The following is a 15888-nucleotide window of genomic DNA, read 5'->3' on the forward strand; positions in this document are numbered from 1 at the left end:
TGGTAATCACAAATCCAGTTTGCGAGCCAGCCTGCTGGCGATGCTGTTGCTTTAGAGGTTGGCGACCTTCTGCCAGACCTTCGGTTTGAAGAACAGCGTTTCGCCCTTTGCCAGGCCGATCAGGCTGTCGTGATCCTTGACCACTTCGGCCTCGATCAGATCGCTCTGCCCCTCAACCTTCAACGTCACCCGTGTGGTCGCGCCTAACGGCCGAATGTCGCGTACTTCAGCGGCATGGTGATCCTCCAGCTCATGTTGGGACAACGACACTTCGTGCGGGCGGAACAGCACATGGTTGTCGTCGCTGAGCAGCAAGCGATTAGAATCGCCGAGGAAGTGATATACGAAATCGCTGGCCGGGTTTTCGTAGACGTCGCCCGGTGAGCCGATCTGCTCGATCACGCCCTTGTTCATCACCACGATACGATCGGCGACTTCCATCGCTTCTTCCTGGTCGTGGGTCACGAATACCGAGGTCAGGTTGATGTCCTCGTGCAGGCGCGCCAGCCAGCGGCGCAGCTCTTTGCGCACCTTGGCATCGAGGGCGCCGAACGGCTCGTCGAGCAGCAGCACTTTCGGCTCCACCGCCAAGGCACGGGCGAGTGCGATGCGCTGGCGCTGACCACCGGACAACTGCTCCGGGTAACGATCCGACAGCCAGTCCAGCTGCACCATGTTCAGCAGTTCATGAACCTTGGCCGCAATCTGGCTTTCGCTCGGGCGCTGGCTTTTCGGTTTCATGCGCAGGCCGAACGCGACGTTGTCGAACACCGTCATGTGCCGGAACAACGCATAGTGCTGAAACACGAAACCGACGTTGCGATCACGCACGTCGTGGCCGGAGACGTCTTCACCGTGGAAAACGATGTTGCCCTGATCCGGGGTTTCCAGACCGGCAATAATCCGCAGCAGAGTAGTTTTGCCACAGCCCGACGGACCCAGCAGCGCCACCAGCTCGCCGCTCTGGATGTCCAGGCTGATGTTGTCCAGCGCCTTGAACGCGTTGAAGTTCTTGCTGACGTTACGCACTTCGATCGACATGAATTATTCCTCCGCGGCGCTGGCGCGCAGGCGGTTGATACGGTTTTCGCTCCACTGCTTGAGCAGCAGGATGAAGAGCGCCAGGATCAGCAACAGGCTCGCCACGGCGAACGCGGCCACGTGGTTGTATTCGTTGTAGAGGATCTCGACGTGCAGCGGCAAGGTGTTGGTCACCCCGCGAATGTGCCCGGAGACCACCGACACCGCACCGAACTCACCCATGGCGCGCGCGGTACACAGCACCACGCCATAGATCAGGCCCCATTTGATGTTGGGCACGGTGACGTGCCAGAACATCTGCCAGCCATTGGCGCCAAGCAGTCGCGCAGCTTCTTCCTCCTGGGTGCCTTGTTCCTGCATCAGCGGAATCAGCTCACGCGCCACGAATGGCACGGTGACAAAAATCGTCGCCAGCACGATGCCCGGCAGGGCGAAGACGATCTGGACATCGTGATCCTGCAGCCACGGCCCGAACAGGCCCTGCGCGCCGAACATCAGCACGTAGACCAGGCCAGCGATCACTGGCGACACGGAAAATGGCAAGTCGATCAGCGTCACCAGCATGCTCTTGCCGCGGAACGAGTATTTGCTCACGCACCACGCCGCGCTGACGCCGAACACAAGGTTCAGCGGCACCGAAATCAGCACGGCGAACACCGTGAGTTTCAGCGCCGACAGCGCATCCGGCTCGAAGATCGCCGTGAAGAACGCGCCGAGGCCGTTCTTCAATCCCTGCGATACGACGATGAACAACGGCAACAGCAGAAACAGGAAAAAGATCAGCCAGCCAAGACCGATCAGGACTCTGCGCGAGGTGGCACTGCCACGCCGCGCAGCGTTGGCCGCCGAGGCGGCCGCAATAGACGATTGGGACATGTGCGCGCCTCCTTATGGGGTTTCGATGCGCCGCTGCAGCAAATTGATCAGCAGCAACAGGACAAAGGAAACCACTAGCATCAACACGCCGATGGCCGTGGCGCCGGTGTAATCGTACTGGTCGAGCTTGACCATGATCAGCAGCGGCAGGATTTCGGTTTTCATCGGCATGTTGCCGGCGATGAAAATCACCGAACCGTACTCGCCAACGCCACGGGCAAACGCCAAGGCAAAACCGGTCAGCCATGCGGGCAGCAGCGCCGGTACGAGGATATGGCGAAACACCTGGATCGGCTTGGCCCCGAGGCACGCGGCGGCTTCTTCAACTTCGCGAGGAATGTCGGCCAGCACCGGTTGCACTGTGCGCACCACGAACGGCAGAGTCACAAAGGTCAGCGCCAGGGTGATACCCAGCGGCGTGTAGGCGATCTTGAAACCCAGGTCAGTGGCGAACTGCCCGACCAGGCCGGTCGGGGCGTACAGCGCGGTCAGTGCGATACCGGCCACGGCTGTGGGTAGCGCGAACGGCAGATCAATCATCGCATCGATCACCTTGCGCCCGGGAAAGGTGTAGCGCACCAGCACCCAGGCCAGCAATGTGCCGATGATGCCGTTGATGATCGCCGCGCACAGCGCGGTGCCGAAGCTCAGCTTCAACGCCGCCAGCACCCGCGGTGCGGAAATGATTGCCCAGAACTGCTCCCAGGTCAGCTGAGCGGCGTGGACGAACATCGCCGCCAGCGGGATAAGCACAATCAGACTGAGGTACACCAAGGTGTAGCCCAGCGTCAGCCCGAAGCCGGGTATGACGGGGGAGATACGACGCGACATAAAAGTCCCTGGTTAAAAAGCATTCCGCTGAACGCATCAATGTGGGAGCGAGCTTGCTCGCGAAGAGGGAGTATCAGTCAACTCTACGTCGTCTGACACTGCGCTTTCGCGAGCAAGCTCGCTCCCACATTTTCCGCGCGTGGCTTCAGGCTTGATGTGTGGCTGAAGTCAGGTTACTGCGCCTGATAAATCTGGTCGAATACGCCGCCATCGTTGAAGAATTTTGGCTGCGCGGATTTCCAGCCGCCGAAGTCCTTGTCGATGGTCACCAGTTCCAGTTTCGGGAACTGCTGGGCGTACTTGGCGGCGATGTCCTTGTCACGCGGACGGTAGAAATTCTTCGCCGCAATCTCTTGGCCGGCCGGGCTGTACAGGTGCTTGAGATAGGCTTCGGCGATCTGCGCGTTGCCCTTTTTCTCGGCATTTTTGTCGACCACGGCCACTGGCGGCTCGGCGAGGATCGATAGCGAAGGCACGACGATGTCGAACTTGTCGGCGCCGCCGTCTTCTTTCAGCGCCAGGAACGCTTCGTTTTCCCAGGCCAGCAGCACGTCACCCTGTCCGTTGTTGACGAAAGTGATGGTCGAACCGCGTGCGCCAGTGTCGAGAATCGGCACATGCTTGAACAGGGTTTGTACGTATTCCTTGGCCTTGGCTTCGTCACCGCCGTTGGCTTTCAGACCGTAGGCCCAGGCCGCAAGGAAATTCCAGCGCGCACCGCCGGAGGTTTTCGGGTTGGGGGTGATCACCGAGACGTCGTTCTTGACCAGATCGCCCCAGTCCTTGATGCCTTTCGGGTTGCCCTTGCGCACCAGGAAGACGATGGTCGAGGTGTATGGCGTGCTCGCTTCCGGCAGACGCTTCTGCCAGTCGGCCGGCAGGCTCTTGCCGAGCTTGGCCACTTCGTCGATGTCGCCGGCCAGGGCCAGGGTCACGACGTCGGCGCGCAGACCGTCGATCACCGCACGCGCCTGCTTGCCAGAGCCGCCGTGGGATTGCTGGATTTTCACGGTATCGCCGGCATGGTCCTTCTGCCAGAACTTGATGAATTCGGCGTTGTAGTCCTGATACAGCTCGCGGGTCGGGTCATACGAGACGTTGAGCAGTTCGTAATCCTTGGCAACCGCGGAACCGGCAAACACGGCACTGGCCAGCGCGGCCAAAGCGTAACGGCGAATCGACGACATGGTGAAAGCTCCTGAAATTCCTGGTGGTGACTTTTTTTTCTTATGGAATGCGTAATCGGCTGCCGGTCAAAGATCGCTGCCTGCGCCAGCTCTTGTCTGAAGCTCCCCGCAGGAGCTGGCGCAGGCTGCAATCTTCAGCCCGGTTGCTTGCCGGGTTGCTGCAAGCGGAATTTCTCTTTGCGTTCGATCTGCACGACCTGGGCGTTGTGCACAGTGATTTCCACCGCGCCAAAACGCAGATCGCGCAGGGCGCTCTGGATTTCACGCAAGATCGTGCTTTCGTCCTGACCGTCAACGCTGCGAAGGGATGCGCTCATGGTGCTGCTCCTTTGAAGGGGATATGCCTGGCAGTGGGCGGCACTGCGTTCGGCGTGGGAGCAATATAAGAGAGAGAGAGATATTCTTAAAAAGACTATTTAAGAATGTTTATATAACCAGAAAACCGCTCTTCCCACGTATCCCACAGGAACGCCCCCAGCGGCGCTTCGCGCTGAGATTCCAAGAGCCTTTGCGACGGGTATGGGTTAGCGCGTCAGCCAATCAACGGCGCGTGCGCCCAATCAATCTCCTGCGCCGGGCTCGGCCGGCCAAACCAGTAGCCCTGCCCCAGATCGCATGCCTGTTCGAGCAGGAATTTCGCCTGCTCAACCTGCTCGATGCCCTCGGCGTGCACCTGCATGCCCATGCTGCGGGCCAGCGCGATGATCACCCGGACAATCGCGACGTCATCGTCATCCCACGGCAAACCGGCGACGAAGCCTTGATCGATCTTGAGTTTCTGTACCGGCAGACGCTTGAGCCGCAACAGCGATGAATAGCCGGTGCCAAAGTCATCGATCGCCAGGCGGATACCCAGCTCACGCAAACGATGCATCTGCTCCAGCGCGACTTCCGGGTCGTCCATGACCGCGCTTTCGGTTACTTCCAGCTCCAGATACGCCGGCTCAAGGCCAGTGTCGTGCAGCACCTGCGCCACCTGCTCATAGAGTTCGCGCCGGGCGAACAGTCGCGACGACACATTCACCGCGACAAACGACAGCACCACGCCGGCCTGCTGCCATTGGCACATTTGCCGGCAAGCCTGCTGCATGACCCACGCATCGATGTCGGCAATCAGCCCGGTACGCTCGGCAATCGGGATGAACTCCGCCGGCGAGACCAGACCGCGTTGCGGATGCTGCCAGCGCACCAAGGCCTCGACGCCGATCAGCCGACTGCTGTGCAGGTCATGCACCGGTTGGTAATAAACCCGCAGTTCCTGCTGCGCCAGCGCGCGGCGCAATTCAAAGGCGAGTTCCACGCGTTGCTGGGCGTGGGCGGTGAGTTCCTCGGTGTACAAGGCGTACCCGTTGCGCCCGCTGTTTTTGGCCTTGAACAAAGCGGCATCGGCATTGCGCAGCAGTTGCTCGGCGCTCAAGGCATCGCTGGGGAACAGGCTGATGCCGATGCTGGCATTGATCAACAACTCGTGGCCATCAACGCGAAACGTGTCCTTGAACGCGTCGAGCATGCGTTGCGCCAGCGCCGCGGCCTGCACCGGCTGTGGACAACTTTCGGCGAGCACGGCGAACTCGTCGCCGCCCAGCCGCGCGAGGGTGATGCCGGGACCGAACAACCCCTGCAAACGCGCCGCCACGGCCTTGAGCAAGCGATCACCCACGTTATGGCCAAGGCTGTCATTGATCATTTTGAAGTGATCGAGATCGAGCATCAGCAGCGCGCAGCCGCGCTTGTGGATTTGCGCCGAGGCCAGCGCCTGCTCGGTGCGGTCGCTGAACAGCAGGCGATTGGGTAGATCGGTCAGCGGATCATGGTGCGCGAGGTGTTTGAGTTCGTCCTCGGAATGCTTGATCGCACTGATGTCGGAAAACACCGCGACGTAATGGCTGAGCCGGCCATGATCATCGTGAATCACGCGGATGGTTTGCCACTGTGGATAAATCTCGCCGCTCTTGCGCCGGTTCCAGATCTCCCCGCTCCATTCTCCCTGCGCCTGCAACGTGGCGAACATGGCCTGATAGAAACCCGGCGGATGATGGCCAGACTTGAACAGACTCGGCTGCTGACCGATGACTTCTTCGCGCTGATAACCGGTGATCGCCATGAACGCACGATTGACGTGGACGATCAGGCCCTGATGATTGGTGACCAGCACGCCTTCGCGAGTGCAGTCGAACACCGCTGCCGCCTGACGCAAACGCTCGCGATCGGCGTGACGCTCGCGCAACCGTGCGCCGATGCCGAGAAACCCGTACAGGCGCGCCCGCGCCAGAAAGATCAACCCGGCACTCACCGCGGCAAAAAGGTAACCGTTGATCAGTTGCCATCGGGCAAGATCGACGGGATCATCGAAGAAATTGTTTAATAAATGATCAGTACCTTGCAGCCAGATGGCGGCAAGCACGAGATAGAGCAGCGCTGCACGCAAGGCATCGCGGTGAGTGGCAGGCATTCGGCTGTCCATGTCCCTACAAAAAGGTTGGAATTATAGGTCAAGAAACATCCAGCGACGCTTTCCTTGAAGGGCGGCTGGTTTTATCCGTGTGCTTGGTGATAATGCAACGGCTGTTTTTATCTTTATCGAGGGCCCTATAGCCTATGTGGTACGAAGGTTTTCTTGGCTTGTCGGCCTGGTCGCTGGTCGCGGTCACCCTGCTGATGACCCATGTGACGATTGTTGCCGTCACGGTCTATCTGCACCGTTATTCAGCGCATCGCTCGCTGGAGCTGAATGCCGGTCTGAAACACTTTTTCCGCTTCTGGCTGTGGCTGACCACGGCACAGAACACCCGCGAGTGGACGGCCATCCACCGCAAACACCACGCCAAATGCGAAACCGAAGATGACCCGCACAGTCCGGTGATCAAAGGCCTGTCCACGGTGCTGCGCACCGGTGCCGAGCTGTACCGCGCCGAAGCGCAGAACCCGGAAACCCTGCGCATCTACGGCAAGAACTGCCCGGAAGACTGGATCGAGCGCAATCTCTACAGTCGTTTCCCGCTGCTGGGCGTGGCAATCATGGGCGTTATCGACCTGCTGCTGTTCGGCACCATCGGCATCACCATCTGGGCGATCCAGATGATGTGGATCCCGGTGTGGGCTGCCGGCGTGATCAACGGTCTGGGCCACGCTGTCGGCTATCGCAACTTCGAATGCCGCGACGCGGCGACCAATCTGGTGCCTTGGGGCATCCTGATCGGCGGCGAAGAACTGCACAACAACCATCACACCTATCCCAATTCGGCCAAGCTGTCGGTGAAGAAGTGGGAATTCGACCTCGGCTGGGCGTGGATCAAGGTCTTCAGCTTCCTCGGTCTGGCCAGGGTTCAGCGAGTTGCGCCGATCGCACATCGGGTCGAAGGCAAAGGCAGCCTGGACATGGACACCGCCATGGCGATCCTCAACAACCGCTTCCAGATCATGGCCCAGTACCGCAAGCTGGTGATCGGTCCGCTGGTCAAGCAGGAGCTGGCCAAGGTCGATCATTCGGTGCGCCACCAGTTCCACCGCGCCAAGCGCCTGCTGTCGCGCGAAACCAGCCTGCTGGAAGACCGTCATCACCTGCGCATCCAGACCATGCTCGAGCACAGCCAGGCGTTGAAAGTCATTTACGAAAAGCGTCTGGCCCTGCAACAGATCTGGGTCAAGACCAGTTCCAATGGCCACGACATGCTCGCCGCCATCAAGGACTGGATTCACGAGGCCGAGGCCAGCGGCATTCAGTCCCTGCGTGAATTCGCCGACCAGTTGAAAACCTACTCGCTGCGTCCTGCAGCAGTCTGAGACCGTTGATCGGTGCACTCGCCCAGGCGAGTGCACCGTTTTGAACTTCGCCGAAAATCTCCTATCTCAAAGACACTTCGCCACCCCGGCGGGCTGTAATGTGGCCGCTGTCGAAATCGCGGCACGCCCTTTGAGATCTGTGCCGATGGTCAACAACAATCCAAAAGACTCATCCGTCCCGCAGTGGCCCGAGGCCGCGCAAACCCTGATGGCGCTGATGCATGCGCAAGGCGAGGTTGCACGCCTGAGCGAGCGCGAACAGTTGTTCAGTTCCTTGCTGGTCAGCGTCAACGCTGTGCTCTGGGCATTCAACTGGGAAACCCGTCAGGTGCTGTACGTCAGCCCCGCCTATGAACGGATTTTCGGTCGCTCCGCCGGGCTGCTGCTCGGTGACTACAACCAGTGGCGTGACAGCATCTACCCCGATGATCTGGACTACGCCGAGCGCAGCCTCGCCGAAGTGCTGCACAAGGGCGCGGTGGAAGACCGCGAGTACCGGATCATCGCCGCCGACGGCCAGGTGCGCTGGCTCAGCGACAAATGCTTCATCAATCGGCAGGACGATCCGGACCAACCGGTGATCATCGTCGGCATCGCCGAAGACATCACCGACAAGAAGCACATGGAAACCGAGCTGCAACGCCTGGCGACCACCGACGTGCTGACGCAAAGCAGTAACCGCCGACACTTCTTCGAGTGCGCCAACCGCGAATTCGAAGAAGCACGCCTGCGCGGTACGCCGATGGCGTTTCTGCTGCTGGATATCGATGACTTCAAAGCGATCAACGACAGCTACGGCCACCCGGAAGGCGACACCGTGCTGCAACGGATTGCCGAGTGCGGACGCAGTTCATTGCGCCGTGGCGATCTGTTCGGGCGAATTGGTGGTGAGGAATTTGCTGCAGTGTTCCCCGGATGTGCACCAGAAATGGCCATGCAAGTGGCGGAACGCTTGCAGCAGGAAATTCAGCGTTTACGGTTCAGCCATGACGGCCAGACGTTCAGCATCACCGTGAGCCAAGGGCTGACCAGCCTGACCGATGACGACAAAAGCCTCGACAACCTGTTCGCCCGGGCAGATGCGGCGATGTATGAAGCCAAGCGCCAAGGCAAGAACCGCATCATCTCTGCCTGACCCGGTATCATATTCAACACATTCCCCTGTAGGAGTGAGCCTGCTCGCGATCGCGGAGTGTCAGACGAAACTTTAATAACTGACATTCCGAGATCGCGAGCAGGCTCACTCCTGCATTGGGATTTGTGCGCTCCGGTTATTTGCGCATCCGCATCAGCTCCGGCAATCCAATCTTCAGCAACCGCGCCGTGCGGCTCTTCGCCAGTTCTTCGACGCCCTCGTGCTCGGTCAGCCGCGCCATCTGCGCCGCCATGTTCATCACCAGCGCCTCACGGGAATACACCCCGCCACCGAGCTGATAGGCCGAGGCAATCAGTTCGCGCAGTTCCAGCGGCAGACGCCAGCGCGTGCGCAACGCAGAACCATACGCCGCACCAAACTGCGCCAGCGCCTCGCCGACTTCCTCCTGCTCGTCCAGCGCCCCGCCCGCCTGTTGCCACTCCTGCAGACAACGCAACAGCGCCAGATCGCCGAGGCGGTGAAGCATGCCGGCGCAATAGCAGCGCTCCTGATCCAGATCGAGCAACCGCGCCAGGGTGCGCGCATATTCGGCGGTGTGCAGTGACAAGCCCCAATAACGCTCGGCGTAGTCCGCCAGACACGGATCGCTGAGCCGGGCACTGCGCTTGAGCGCCAGCCCAAGGATAAGATTCATGCTCTGCCCGGTGCCCAGCCGATGCAGAGCTTGCGCCAGTGTCTGCACCGGCGCGCCATGGTGCTGCGCCGCGCTGTTGGCCGCGGCGATCAGTACCGCCGTGATCTGCGGGTCGGTGCGAATCTCTTCTTCGAGCAGCTTCAGGTCGAGGCCATCGGGATTGAGGCTGCGCTTCACCGCCAGTTGCACATCGGTCATCAACGGCGCGCCGTCGGTTTGCTCACGGCGCCGCTCAAGAAAAACCGAGAGGGTCATGCCCGGCGCCAGGGCCGGCACTTCACAGAACACCTCCTGCCCGGCGTTGAGCAGCAAGCCCTGCAGACGCTCGGTCAGGCCCTCCATGTTCAATGGTTTGGTCAGATACGCCGTCGGTGCCAGCGGGATGGCTTCGCGCACGCTGGCACTGTCGTTGCGGCTGCTCATCAAAATGAATGGCAGCGGCGGGTTGCGCTTGCGCTGACGAACGCTGCGCAGCACGTTCAAACCATCGACGCCGGGCAGTTCCCAATCGACGATGGCCAGGTCATAGGGAATTTCGGTGAGCATCGACAGCGCTTGCTGACCATCGGCACACAGATCCAGCCGCGCATCGCAACGCACGTTCAGCAGCACTTGTTTGAGCAGATCGCGGGACCACGGATCGGCCTCGGCAATCAACACGCGCGGTACGGCGGGTAATTCAACGGCAATCATGCACGCACTCCCTGGCAATGCCTTGAACCTTAGCCAATGCCGGGCAATCGAGACAGCGCTAAACGCCGATATGTTTGCGCCGGCATGAAAAAACCCGCCGAAGCGGGTTTTTTGTCGAGCCGATCACAGAATGCCGGGGCTTACAGCTCCGAGAAGCACTCTTCGATGATCGCCAGACCTTTGTCCAGTTGCTCGTCCGGCGAGGTCAGCGGTACGAGTACGCGCAGCACGTTGCCATAGGTGCCGCAGGACAGCAGGATCAGCCCCTTGTCGCGAGCCTTGGCCACCACGGCCGCTACGGCAGTCGGGTTTGGTTTGTGGCTGTCACCGTTCTCGAACAGCTCGACCGCGATCATTGCGCCCAGAGCGCGCACTTCGCCAATGACCGGGTACTTGGCCTGAATGTTTTTCAGGCCGGTGACCAGACGCTCGCCGACGGCCTTGCAGCGGTCCAGCAGGTGTTCTTCTTCGAACACTTCCATCACGGCCAGGGCCGCAGCGCAAGCGATCGGGCTACCGGCATAGGTGCCGCCCAAGCCGCCTGGGGCGATGGAGTCCATGTATTCGGCCTTGCCACACACACCGGCCAGCGGGAAGCCGCCAGCGATGGATTTGGCGAAGGTGGTCAGGTCGGCAGCAACGCCCATCTGCTCCATGGCGAAGAACGTACCGGTACGGCCAGCGCCGGTCTGTACTTCGTCCGCGATCAGCAGGATGCCGTGCTGATCGCACAGCGCGCGCAGGCGCTTCATGAATTCTTTCGGCGCGACGTAGAAACCACCTTCGCCCTGCACCGGCTCGATGATGATCGCAGCGATGTCTTTCGGCTCGGCGTCGTTCTTGAAGATGCGCTCGATCGAAGCGATCGAATCGTCGATGCTCACGCCGTGCAGCTCGTTCGGGTACAGCGCGCGGAAGATGCCGCCTGGCATCAGGCCCATGCCGGCCGAGTACGGCACGACTTTACCGGTCAGACCCAGCGTCATCATGGTGCGGCCGTGGTAGGCGCCAGTGAAGGCGATGACGCCAGCGCGACCCGTGGCGGCACGGGCGATTTTCACGGCGTTCTCAACGGCTTCGGAACCAGTGGTGACCAACAGGGTTTTCTTGGCGAAATCACCTGGAACCTTGACGTTGATTTTTTCGCACAGCTCAACGTACGGCTCGTAGGCCAGTACCTGGAAGCAGGTGTGGGTCAGCTTGTTCAGCTGTTCGGTCACGGCGGCGATGATTTTCGGGTGCACGTGGCCGGTGTTCAATACCGCGATACCGCCGGCGAAGTCGATGAACTCACGACCTTCAACGTCAGTTACTGTGGCGTTCTTCGCGGATTCGGCGAAGATCGGGTGAATCTGGCCAACACCGCGCGGTACAGCAGCGGTACGACGGGCCATCAGTTCAGCGTTAGTCTTGCTCATTACAGTCCTCATTCGCCGCTCATCGGGCGGCGTGGTTCAAGGATGAAGCGGGAGGAATCGGCGGTGGCAGCATGCGATGATCGACTGCCACGGCGTTCCCGGCCGCAGAGAAAATGCAGGTTTCAAACCACGCAAAGGGACAGCGCTCTCGTGCCCTTTGCGTTTACAGCGATCCTTGTCGGAGTCCAAGCTTTCGCGCTTAGATGCCCAGGCAGAGGTATTTGATTTCCAGGTAATCTTCGATGCCGTACTTGGAGCCTTCACGACCCAAGCCCGAGGCCTTGATGCCGCCGAACGGCGCGACTTCGTTCGAGATCAGCCCGGTGTTGACGCCGACCATGCCGTATTCCAGCGCTTCGGCGACACGGAACACACGACCGAGGTCGCGCGCATAGAAGTACGAAGCCAGACCGAATTCGGTGTCGTTGGACATCGCGATCACTTCGGCTTCGTCTTTGAAGCGGAACAGCGGCGCCAGCGGGCCGAAAGTTTCTTCCTTGGCCACCGCAGCGTTTTTCGGCACGTTGGTCAGAATGGTCGGTTCGAAGAAGTTGCCTTCCATCGCCTTGCCGCCAGCCAGAACGGTCGCGCCTTTGCTCACGGCGTCAGCGATATGCTCTTGCACCTTGGCCACGGCTTTCTCGTCGATCAGCGGGCCGGTGGTGGTGCCGTCTTCCAGACCGTTGCCGATCTTCAGCTTGGCAACTGCCACTTTCAGCTTCTCGGCGAACGCGTCGTAGACCGCGTCCTGAATGTACAGACGGTTGGCGCAGACGCAGGTCTGGCCGTTGTTGCGGTACTTGGAGATGATCGCGCCTTCGACGGCCTTATCCAGGTCCGCATCGTCGAACACGATGAACGGCGCGTTGCCGCCCAGTTCCAGCGAGACTTTCTTGATGTCCTTGGCGCATTCGGCCATCAACTGGCGACCGATTTCGGTCGAGCCGGTGAAGGACAGCTTGCGCACGATCGGGTTGCTGGTCAGCTCGCTGCCGATGTCGCCGGCGCTGCCGGACACCACGCTGAACACGCCCGCCGGAATGCCCGCACGCTGGGCCAGTTCGGCCAGGGCGAAAGCGGAAAATGGCGTTTGCGAAGCCGGCTTGAGCACCATGGTGCAACCGGCGGCCAAGGCTGGACCGGCCTTGCGGGTGATCATCGCCGCCGGGAAGTTCCACGGGGTGATCGCGGCGGTGACGCCGATCGGCTGTTTGATCACGATCAGGCGCTTGTCGGGCTGGTGGCCCGGAATCACATCACCGTAGATGCGCTTGGCTTCTTCAGCGAACCACTCGATGAACGACGCGGCGTAAACGATTTCGCCCTTGGCTTCGGCCAGTGGCTTGCCCTGCTCGAGGGTCATCAGGCGCGCGAGGTCGTCCTGGTTTTCGATCATCAGTTCGAACCAGCGACGCAGCTTGCCGGCACGCTCTTTGGCGGTCAGCGCACGCCAGGCCGGCAGCGCCTTGTCAGCGGCTTCGATGGCACGACGGGTTTCGGCAGCGCCCATCTTCGGCACGGTGCCGAGGATTTCGCCAGTGGCCGGGTTGTTGACCTTGATCGTCTGACCGTTGTCCGCATCGACCCAAGCGCCATCAATGAAGGCTTGCTGGCGGAACAACTGGGTGTCTTTAAGCTGCATGTCGGCTTTCCTTAACAGCACCGCGGCCAGCGCGGAGCAAAATTATGATTGTAGAAAGGCGCCTCGCAAGGCTGCCGTCAGGGAAATCAGTGACCGGGTGGCGCAGGAGCAGTGCACGATTAGCAACACCAGCGCTTCGACACCCAGCAAAGAGCGTTTGAAATCTCAAACGGATCGTAGGATCAAAGGGGTTAAAGGACAATAGGTCGTTCGAAAAAAAGAACAAAAAGCCCGTTTTTCAGATCAACGCACCAGAAACCCGAACCGCAGGAAAAACCTTAGATCAACCCCGGCAAAGCGCCAAGCGAGGGTTTTGCAGGACGTTACCGCTTTCTGGAATGCAGCGATTTCACCGACACGCGCCCTGACAAAACCCGCCGAAACCCGGCATGGACGCCCCGAGTCGACCTAGGTATGATGTCGCCCGCTGCACCAGTAGCTCAGCTGGATAGAGTACTGCCCTCCGAAGGCAGGGGTCGTGGGTTCGAATCCCGCCTGGTGCACCATATTAACGAAGCCTCGGGTGATCACACCGGAGGCTTTTTTTTGCTTTTTTTTTGCTCAGCGGCGCTGCGCCCCGCAGGCGATTACCTGCCGGCTCCTGAGTTTCCCGATGTTTTACGTTAGTATCCCGCTCGATGTCATCTTCGCGAATATGACTGAGTCATGCACCTATCGCTGCCTCGTCACCTTTGAAAGGCTCTTGCCTCCATCGAGCAGGCTCACCAAGGTGATCAGATGTTTGAAAAAAATTCCGACCCGGCTCTTCAGCCAACAGCTCTTGAAACAATAGCTCACTCGTTTTGTGCTTCGAAATTCCTAGGGAGGGACCAGTGCAATATGTACTGCTGACGTATTTTGTTTTTCTTGGGCTAACAGCTTTTACCTCAAGATTCATCATCAACAAGTTTCGGGCCGAACATCCTGTTTCGCTCATACTGGCGATGATCATTCTTTATCTCTTCGGCTGTGTTCAGTTGCTTGGCGTCGGAATAAAAGTCGTGCTTTCGTGCGCGGCCATTGGCTGTGTCGCAGGCTTTTGGACGTTGATGAAGGGAGGCACAGAGCGTTTTTCAATAGTGCGTCAAGCCGTGGAACTGGCGGTGCTGTTCGCTTTGGCGCTGATCCTGTCGTGGGGTTCGCAGTATTGGGTATGGGATGAGTTTTCCCACTGGGGTGCTGCAGTCGAATACCTGTCGCTGACGAATAACCTGCCTACAAGCAAGGAAGTTCAGGTTTTCCCCAACTACATTCCCGGCATATCGTTGCTGCGTTATTTCGGCGAAAGCTTGCTGCAGGGTAGTGGCGTAGCGTCGGCCTATTTCATCACTTGGCTGCTGGGTCTCTCCACCATTTACTGTGTATCGAACTCAGAGTCCCGCACCAAGTGGGCCATTACCATCACCACCTTGTTTTTTGCTTATCTGGCTTTTTATCAGGCATTGACGCTGACGTTGCTGATCGACCCGTTGCAGTCGCTGCTGTTCCTGTGTGCTCTGCGCTTTGCCTACAAAAATGACCGCGACAGCTTCAAGGTTGCCTTGCTGGCGGTCATTGCGGTGGTGCTGCTCAAACACGTCGGTATCATCCTGGCGGCATTCGTATGGGCCTATTACGTCGGCATGCGCCTGTTTGCCGACAAGCTCGAGATCAAGACCATTCTCCCTCGGTCGCTGGTATTAATGGCAGTACCGCTGCTGACTTACCTGTCTTGGGAGTGGTACGTCGCGGCATATGACCTGACGATCAAATTCGAAGGCATGTCAGTGATGCTCAAAGGTGCGGGACTGTTGAGCAACGTATCGATCGGTTTGCATCATGTTTTGGGTAACCTGTTTCCCCACGCAGCGTTTTTGCCACCCGCTCATCAGATGGAGTTTTTAACGCCAGGGATTCCACTATGGATGTTCATCAGCATCGCAACAGCCGCCGCGCTGGTGCTGACCTACAACCGGAGCAGTAGCCAAAAGGAAATGGCGCTCACCTTTGCTTTCCTTTTACTGACAACCGTCGGCTATCTGCTCTTCCTGTCGTATGTGACTATTGCCTCGGGATGGTTCAACGATCATGTATCGTTTTCCAGATACTTTATCGTTGCCCTGTTCGCTACATTCTTTCTCCAATACTTCGTTGCGAGAGATGGGCTTTCGATACTGCGGTGCGCCCTGATCGCAGTCCTCATGATTGGCGCCGCATACGTAACCGCGCCACCCTTGAACATGTTTTTCGTGCAAGAAAAGCGACCGTCCGTACCACTTCATGAAGTTTACCGGGCAAAAGCAGCCCAATTGCTCAAGTACACCACCGGCACCGAAAGGGTCATGTATGTTGACGGCAAGGATTCAAGCTTCGGTTACTTCATTTTCAGATTGAAGACTCAACCGCTGCGCTACCTGTCGTACAGCAGCACATCGTTCATAAACCAGCCAGCGACCGACAACGCCAAGAACATTGATCGGTTCAAACGCGCGATTTGTCAGTTTGATTACGTTTATGCAGACAGTCCGCCGGAAGATTTCTGGACGCGCAACGGCGAGCCGTTCGATACGAAGGGCGGTCACGTCTATAAAGTCATTCGCAATGGTTCAGTGTATTGCAGCGCAATACTGCTGGAAAAATGATTCGCA

Annotated in this window: 12 protein-coding genes and 1 tRNA gene; 4 read left to right on the top strand and 9 right to left on the bottom strand. The window is 59.2% G+C overall.

Features of this window, described 5'->3' with window-relative positions:
* Positions 1 to 51: 51 nt before the first annotated feature.
* The 6 genes from BLU24_RS00140 to dibA all read right to left on the bottom strand — a co-directional run bounded on the left by BLU24_RS00140 (position 52) and on the right by dibA (position 6387).
* Complete coding sequence (locus BLU24_RS00140; RefSeq protein ID WP_093095926.1) at positions 52 to 1041, bottom strand: sulfate/molybdate ABC transporter ATP-binding protein; 990 nt, start codon at positions 1039 to 1041, stop codon at positions 52 to 54.
* 3 nt (positions 1042 to 1044) lie between these two features.
* Positions 1045 to 1917, bottom strand: coding sequence for a sulfate ABC transporter permease subunit CysW (gene cysW, locus BLU24_RS00145; protein ID WP_093095932.1), 873 nt, complete (start codon positions 1915 to 1917; stop codon positions 1045 to 1047).
* A 12-nt stretch (positions 1918 to 1929) separates the two neighbouring features.
* Positions 1930 to 2748, bottom strand: coding sequence for a sulfate ABC transporter permease subunit CysT (gene cysT, locus BLU24_RS00150; RefSeq protein WP_090288164.1), 819 nt, complete (start codon positions 2746 to 2748; stop codon positions 1930 to 1932).
* A 173-nt stretch (positions 2749 to 2921) separates the two neighbouring features.
* Entirely contained in the window at positions 2922 to 3935 is a 1014-nt protein-coding gene (locus tag BLU24_RS00155; RefSeq protein ID WP_090288162.1) for a sulfate ABC transporter substrate-binding protein, read from the bottom strand.
* Positions 3936 to 4069: 134 nt separating this feature from the next.
* Positions 4070 to 4252: a sulfur starvation response protein OscA gene (gene oscA, locus BLU24_RS00160; protein ID WP_007917682.1), complete on the bottom strand. Its 183-nt coding sequence runs from the start codon at positions 4250 to 4252 to the stop codon at positions 4070 to 4072.
* 215 nt (positions 4253 to 4467) lie between these two features.
* Positions 4468 to 6387 carry a phosphodiesterase DibA gene (dibA, locus tag BLU24_RS00165; protein WP_093095936.1) on the bottom strand — a complete coding sequence of 640 codons (1920 nt, stop codon included), beginning with the start codon at positions 6385 to 6387 and terminating at the stop codon, positions 4468 to 4470.
* 146 nt (positions 6388 to 6533) lie between these two features.
* Here dibA and desA point away from each other — a divergent pair, with 146 nt between their 5' ends.
* Together desA and BLU24_RS00175 are read left to right on the top strand one after the other, a co-directional pair.
* Positions 6534 to 7718, top strand: a complete 1185-nt coding sequence (gene desA, locus BLU24_RS00170) for a delta-9 fatty acid desaturase DesA (RefSeq protein ID WP_090288158.1) — start codon at positions 6534 to 6536, stop codon at positions 7716 to 7718.
* A gap of 145 nt (positions 7719 to 7863) precedes the next feature.
* Entirely contained in the window at positions 7864 to 8853 is a 990-nt protein-coding gene (locus BLU24_RS00175) for a GGDEF domain-containing protein (RefSeq protein WP_093095941.1), read from the top strand.
* Between the two features lie 136 nt (positions 8854 to 8989).
* On the opposite strand, the gene BLU24_RS00180 is transcribed toward BLU24_RS00175, so the two are convergent.
* The 3 genes from BLU24_RS00180 to gabD form a co-directional block, all read right to left on the bottom strand.
* The gene (locus tag BLU24_RS00180) at positions 8990 to 10201 is read right to left on the bottom strand and encodes a response regulator (RefSeq protein ID WP_090288155.1); all 1212 of its coding nucleotides are present in this window, start codon (positions 10199 to 10201) and stop codon (positions 8990 to 8992) included.
* A gap of 140 nt (positions 10202 to 10341) precedes the next feature.
* Positions 10342 to 11619: a 4-aminobutyrate--2-oxoglutarate transaminase gene (gabT, locus tag BLU24_RS00185; protein WP_093095948.1), complete on the bottom strand. Its 1278-nt coding sequence runs from the start codon at positions 11617 to 11619 to the stop codon at positions 10342 to 10344.
* Between the two features lie 199 nt (positions 11620 to 11818).
* Complete coding sequence (gene gabD / locus BLU24_RS00190) at positions 11819 to 13261, bottom strand: NADP-dependent succinate-semialdehyde dehydrogenase (protein WP_024011131.1); 1443 nt, start codon at positions 13259 to 13261, stop codon at positions 11819 to 11821.
* A gap of 429 nt (positions 13262 to 13690) precedes the next feature.
* On the opposite strand from gabD, the gene BLU24_RS00195 reads away from it, so the two are divergent.
* Together BLU24_RS00195 and BLU24_RS00205 are read left to right on the top strand one after the other, a co-directional pair.
* Positions 13691 to 13767, top strand: a tRNA-Arg gene (locus BLU24_RS00195).
* A gap of 327 nt (positions 13768 to 14094) precedes the next feature.
* Positions 14095 to 15882 carry a hypothetical protein gene (locus BLU24_RS00205; RefSeq protein WP_157720810.1) on the top strand — a complete coding sequence of 596 codons (1788 nt, stop codon included), beginning with the start codon at positions 14095 to 14097 and terminating at the stop codon, positions 15880 to 15882.
* The last annotated feature ends 6 nt before the right edge of the window (positions 15883 to 15888 follow it).

Source organism: Pseudomonas sp. Z003-0.4C(8344-21) (assembly GCF_900104975.1).
Classification (GTDB): domain Bacteria; phylum Pseudomonadota; class Gammaproteobacteria; order Pseudomonadales; family Pseudomonadaceae; genus Aquipseudomonas; species Aquipseudomonas granadensis.

Excerpts from the sequence above, each read along its gene's own strand:
- BLU24_RS00140 (WP_093095926.1), bottom strand. The coding sequence starts at position 1,041 with ATGTCGATCGAAGTGCGTAACGTCAGCAAGAACTTCAACGCGTTCAAG.
- cysW (WP_093095932.1), bottom strand. The coding sequence starts at position 1,917 with ATGTCCCAATCGTCTATTGCGGCCGCCTCGGCGGCCAACGCTGCGCGG.
- cysT (WP_090288164.1), bottom strand. The coding sequence starts at position 2,748 with ATGTCGCGTCGTATCTCCCCCGTCATACCCGGCTTCGGGCTGACGCTG.
- BLU24_RS00155 (WP_090288162.1), bottom strand. The coding sequence starts at position 3,935 with ATGTCGTCGATTCGCCGTTACGCTTTGGCCGCGCTGGCCAGTGCCGTG.
- oscA (WP_007917682.1), bottom strand. The coding sequence starts at position 4,252 with ATGAGCGCATCCCTTCGCAGCGTTGACGGTCAGGACGAAAGCACGATC.
- dibA (WP_093095936.1), bottom strand. The coding sequence starts at position 6,387 with ATGCCTGCCACTCACCGCGATGCCTTGCGTGCAGCGCTGCTCTATCTC.
- desA (WP_090288158.1), top strand. The coding sequence starts at position 6,534 with ATGTGGTACGAAGGTTTTCTTGGCTTGTCGGCCTGGTCGCTGGTCGCG.
- BLU24_RS00175 (WP_093095941.1), top strand. The coding sequence starts at position 7,864 with ATGGTCAACAACAATCCAAAAGACTCATCCGTCCCGCAGTGGCCCGAG.
- BLU24_RS00180 (WP_090288155.1), bottom strand. The coding sequence starts at position 10,201 with ATGATTGCCGTTGAATTACCCGCCGTACCGCGCGTGTTGATTGCCGAG.
- gabT (WP_093095948.1), bottom strand. The coding sequence starts at position 11,619 with ATGAGCAAGACTAACGCTGAACTGATGGCCCGTCGTACCGCTGCTGTA.
- gabD (WP_024011131.1), bottom strand. The coding sequence starts at position 13,261 with ATGCAGCTTAAAGACACCCAGTTGTTCCGCCAGCAAGCCTTCATTGAT.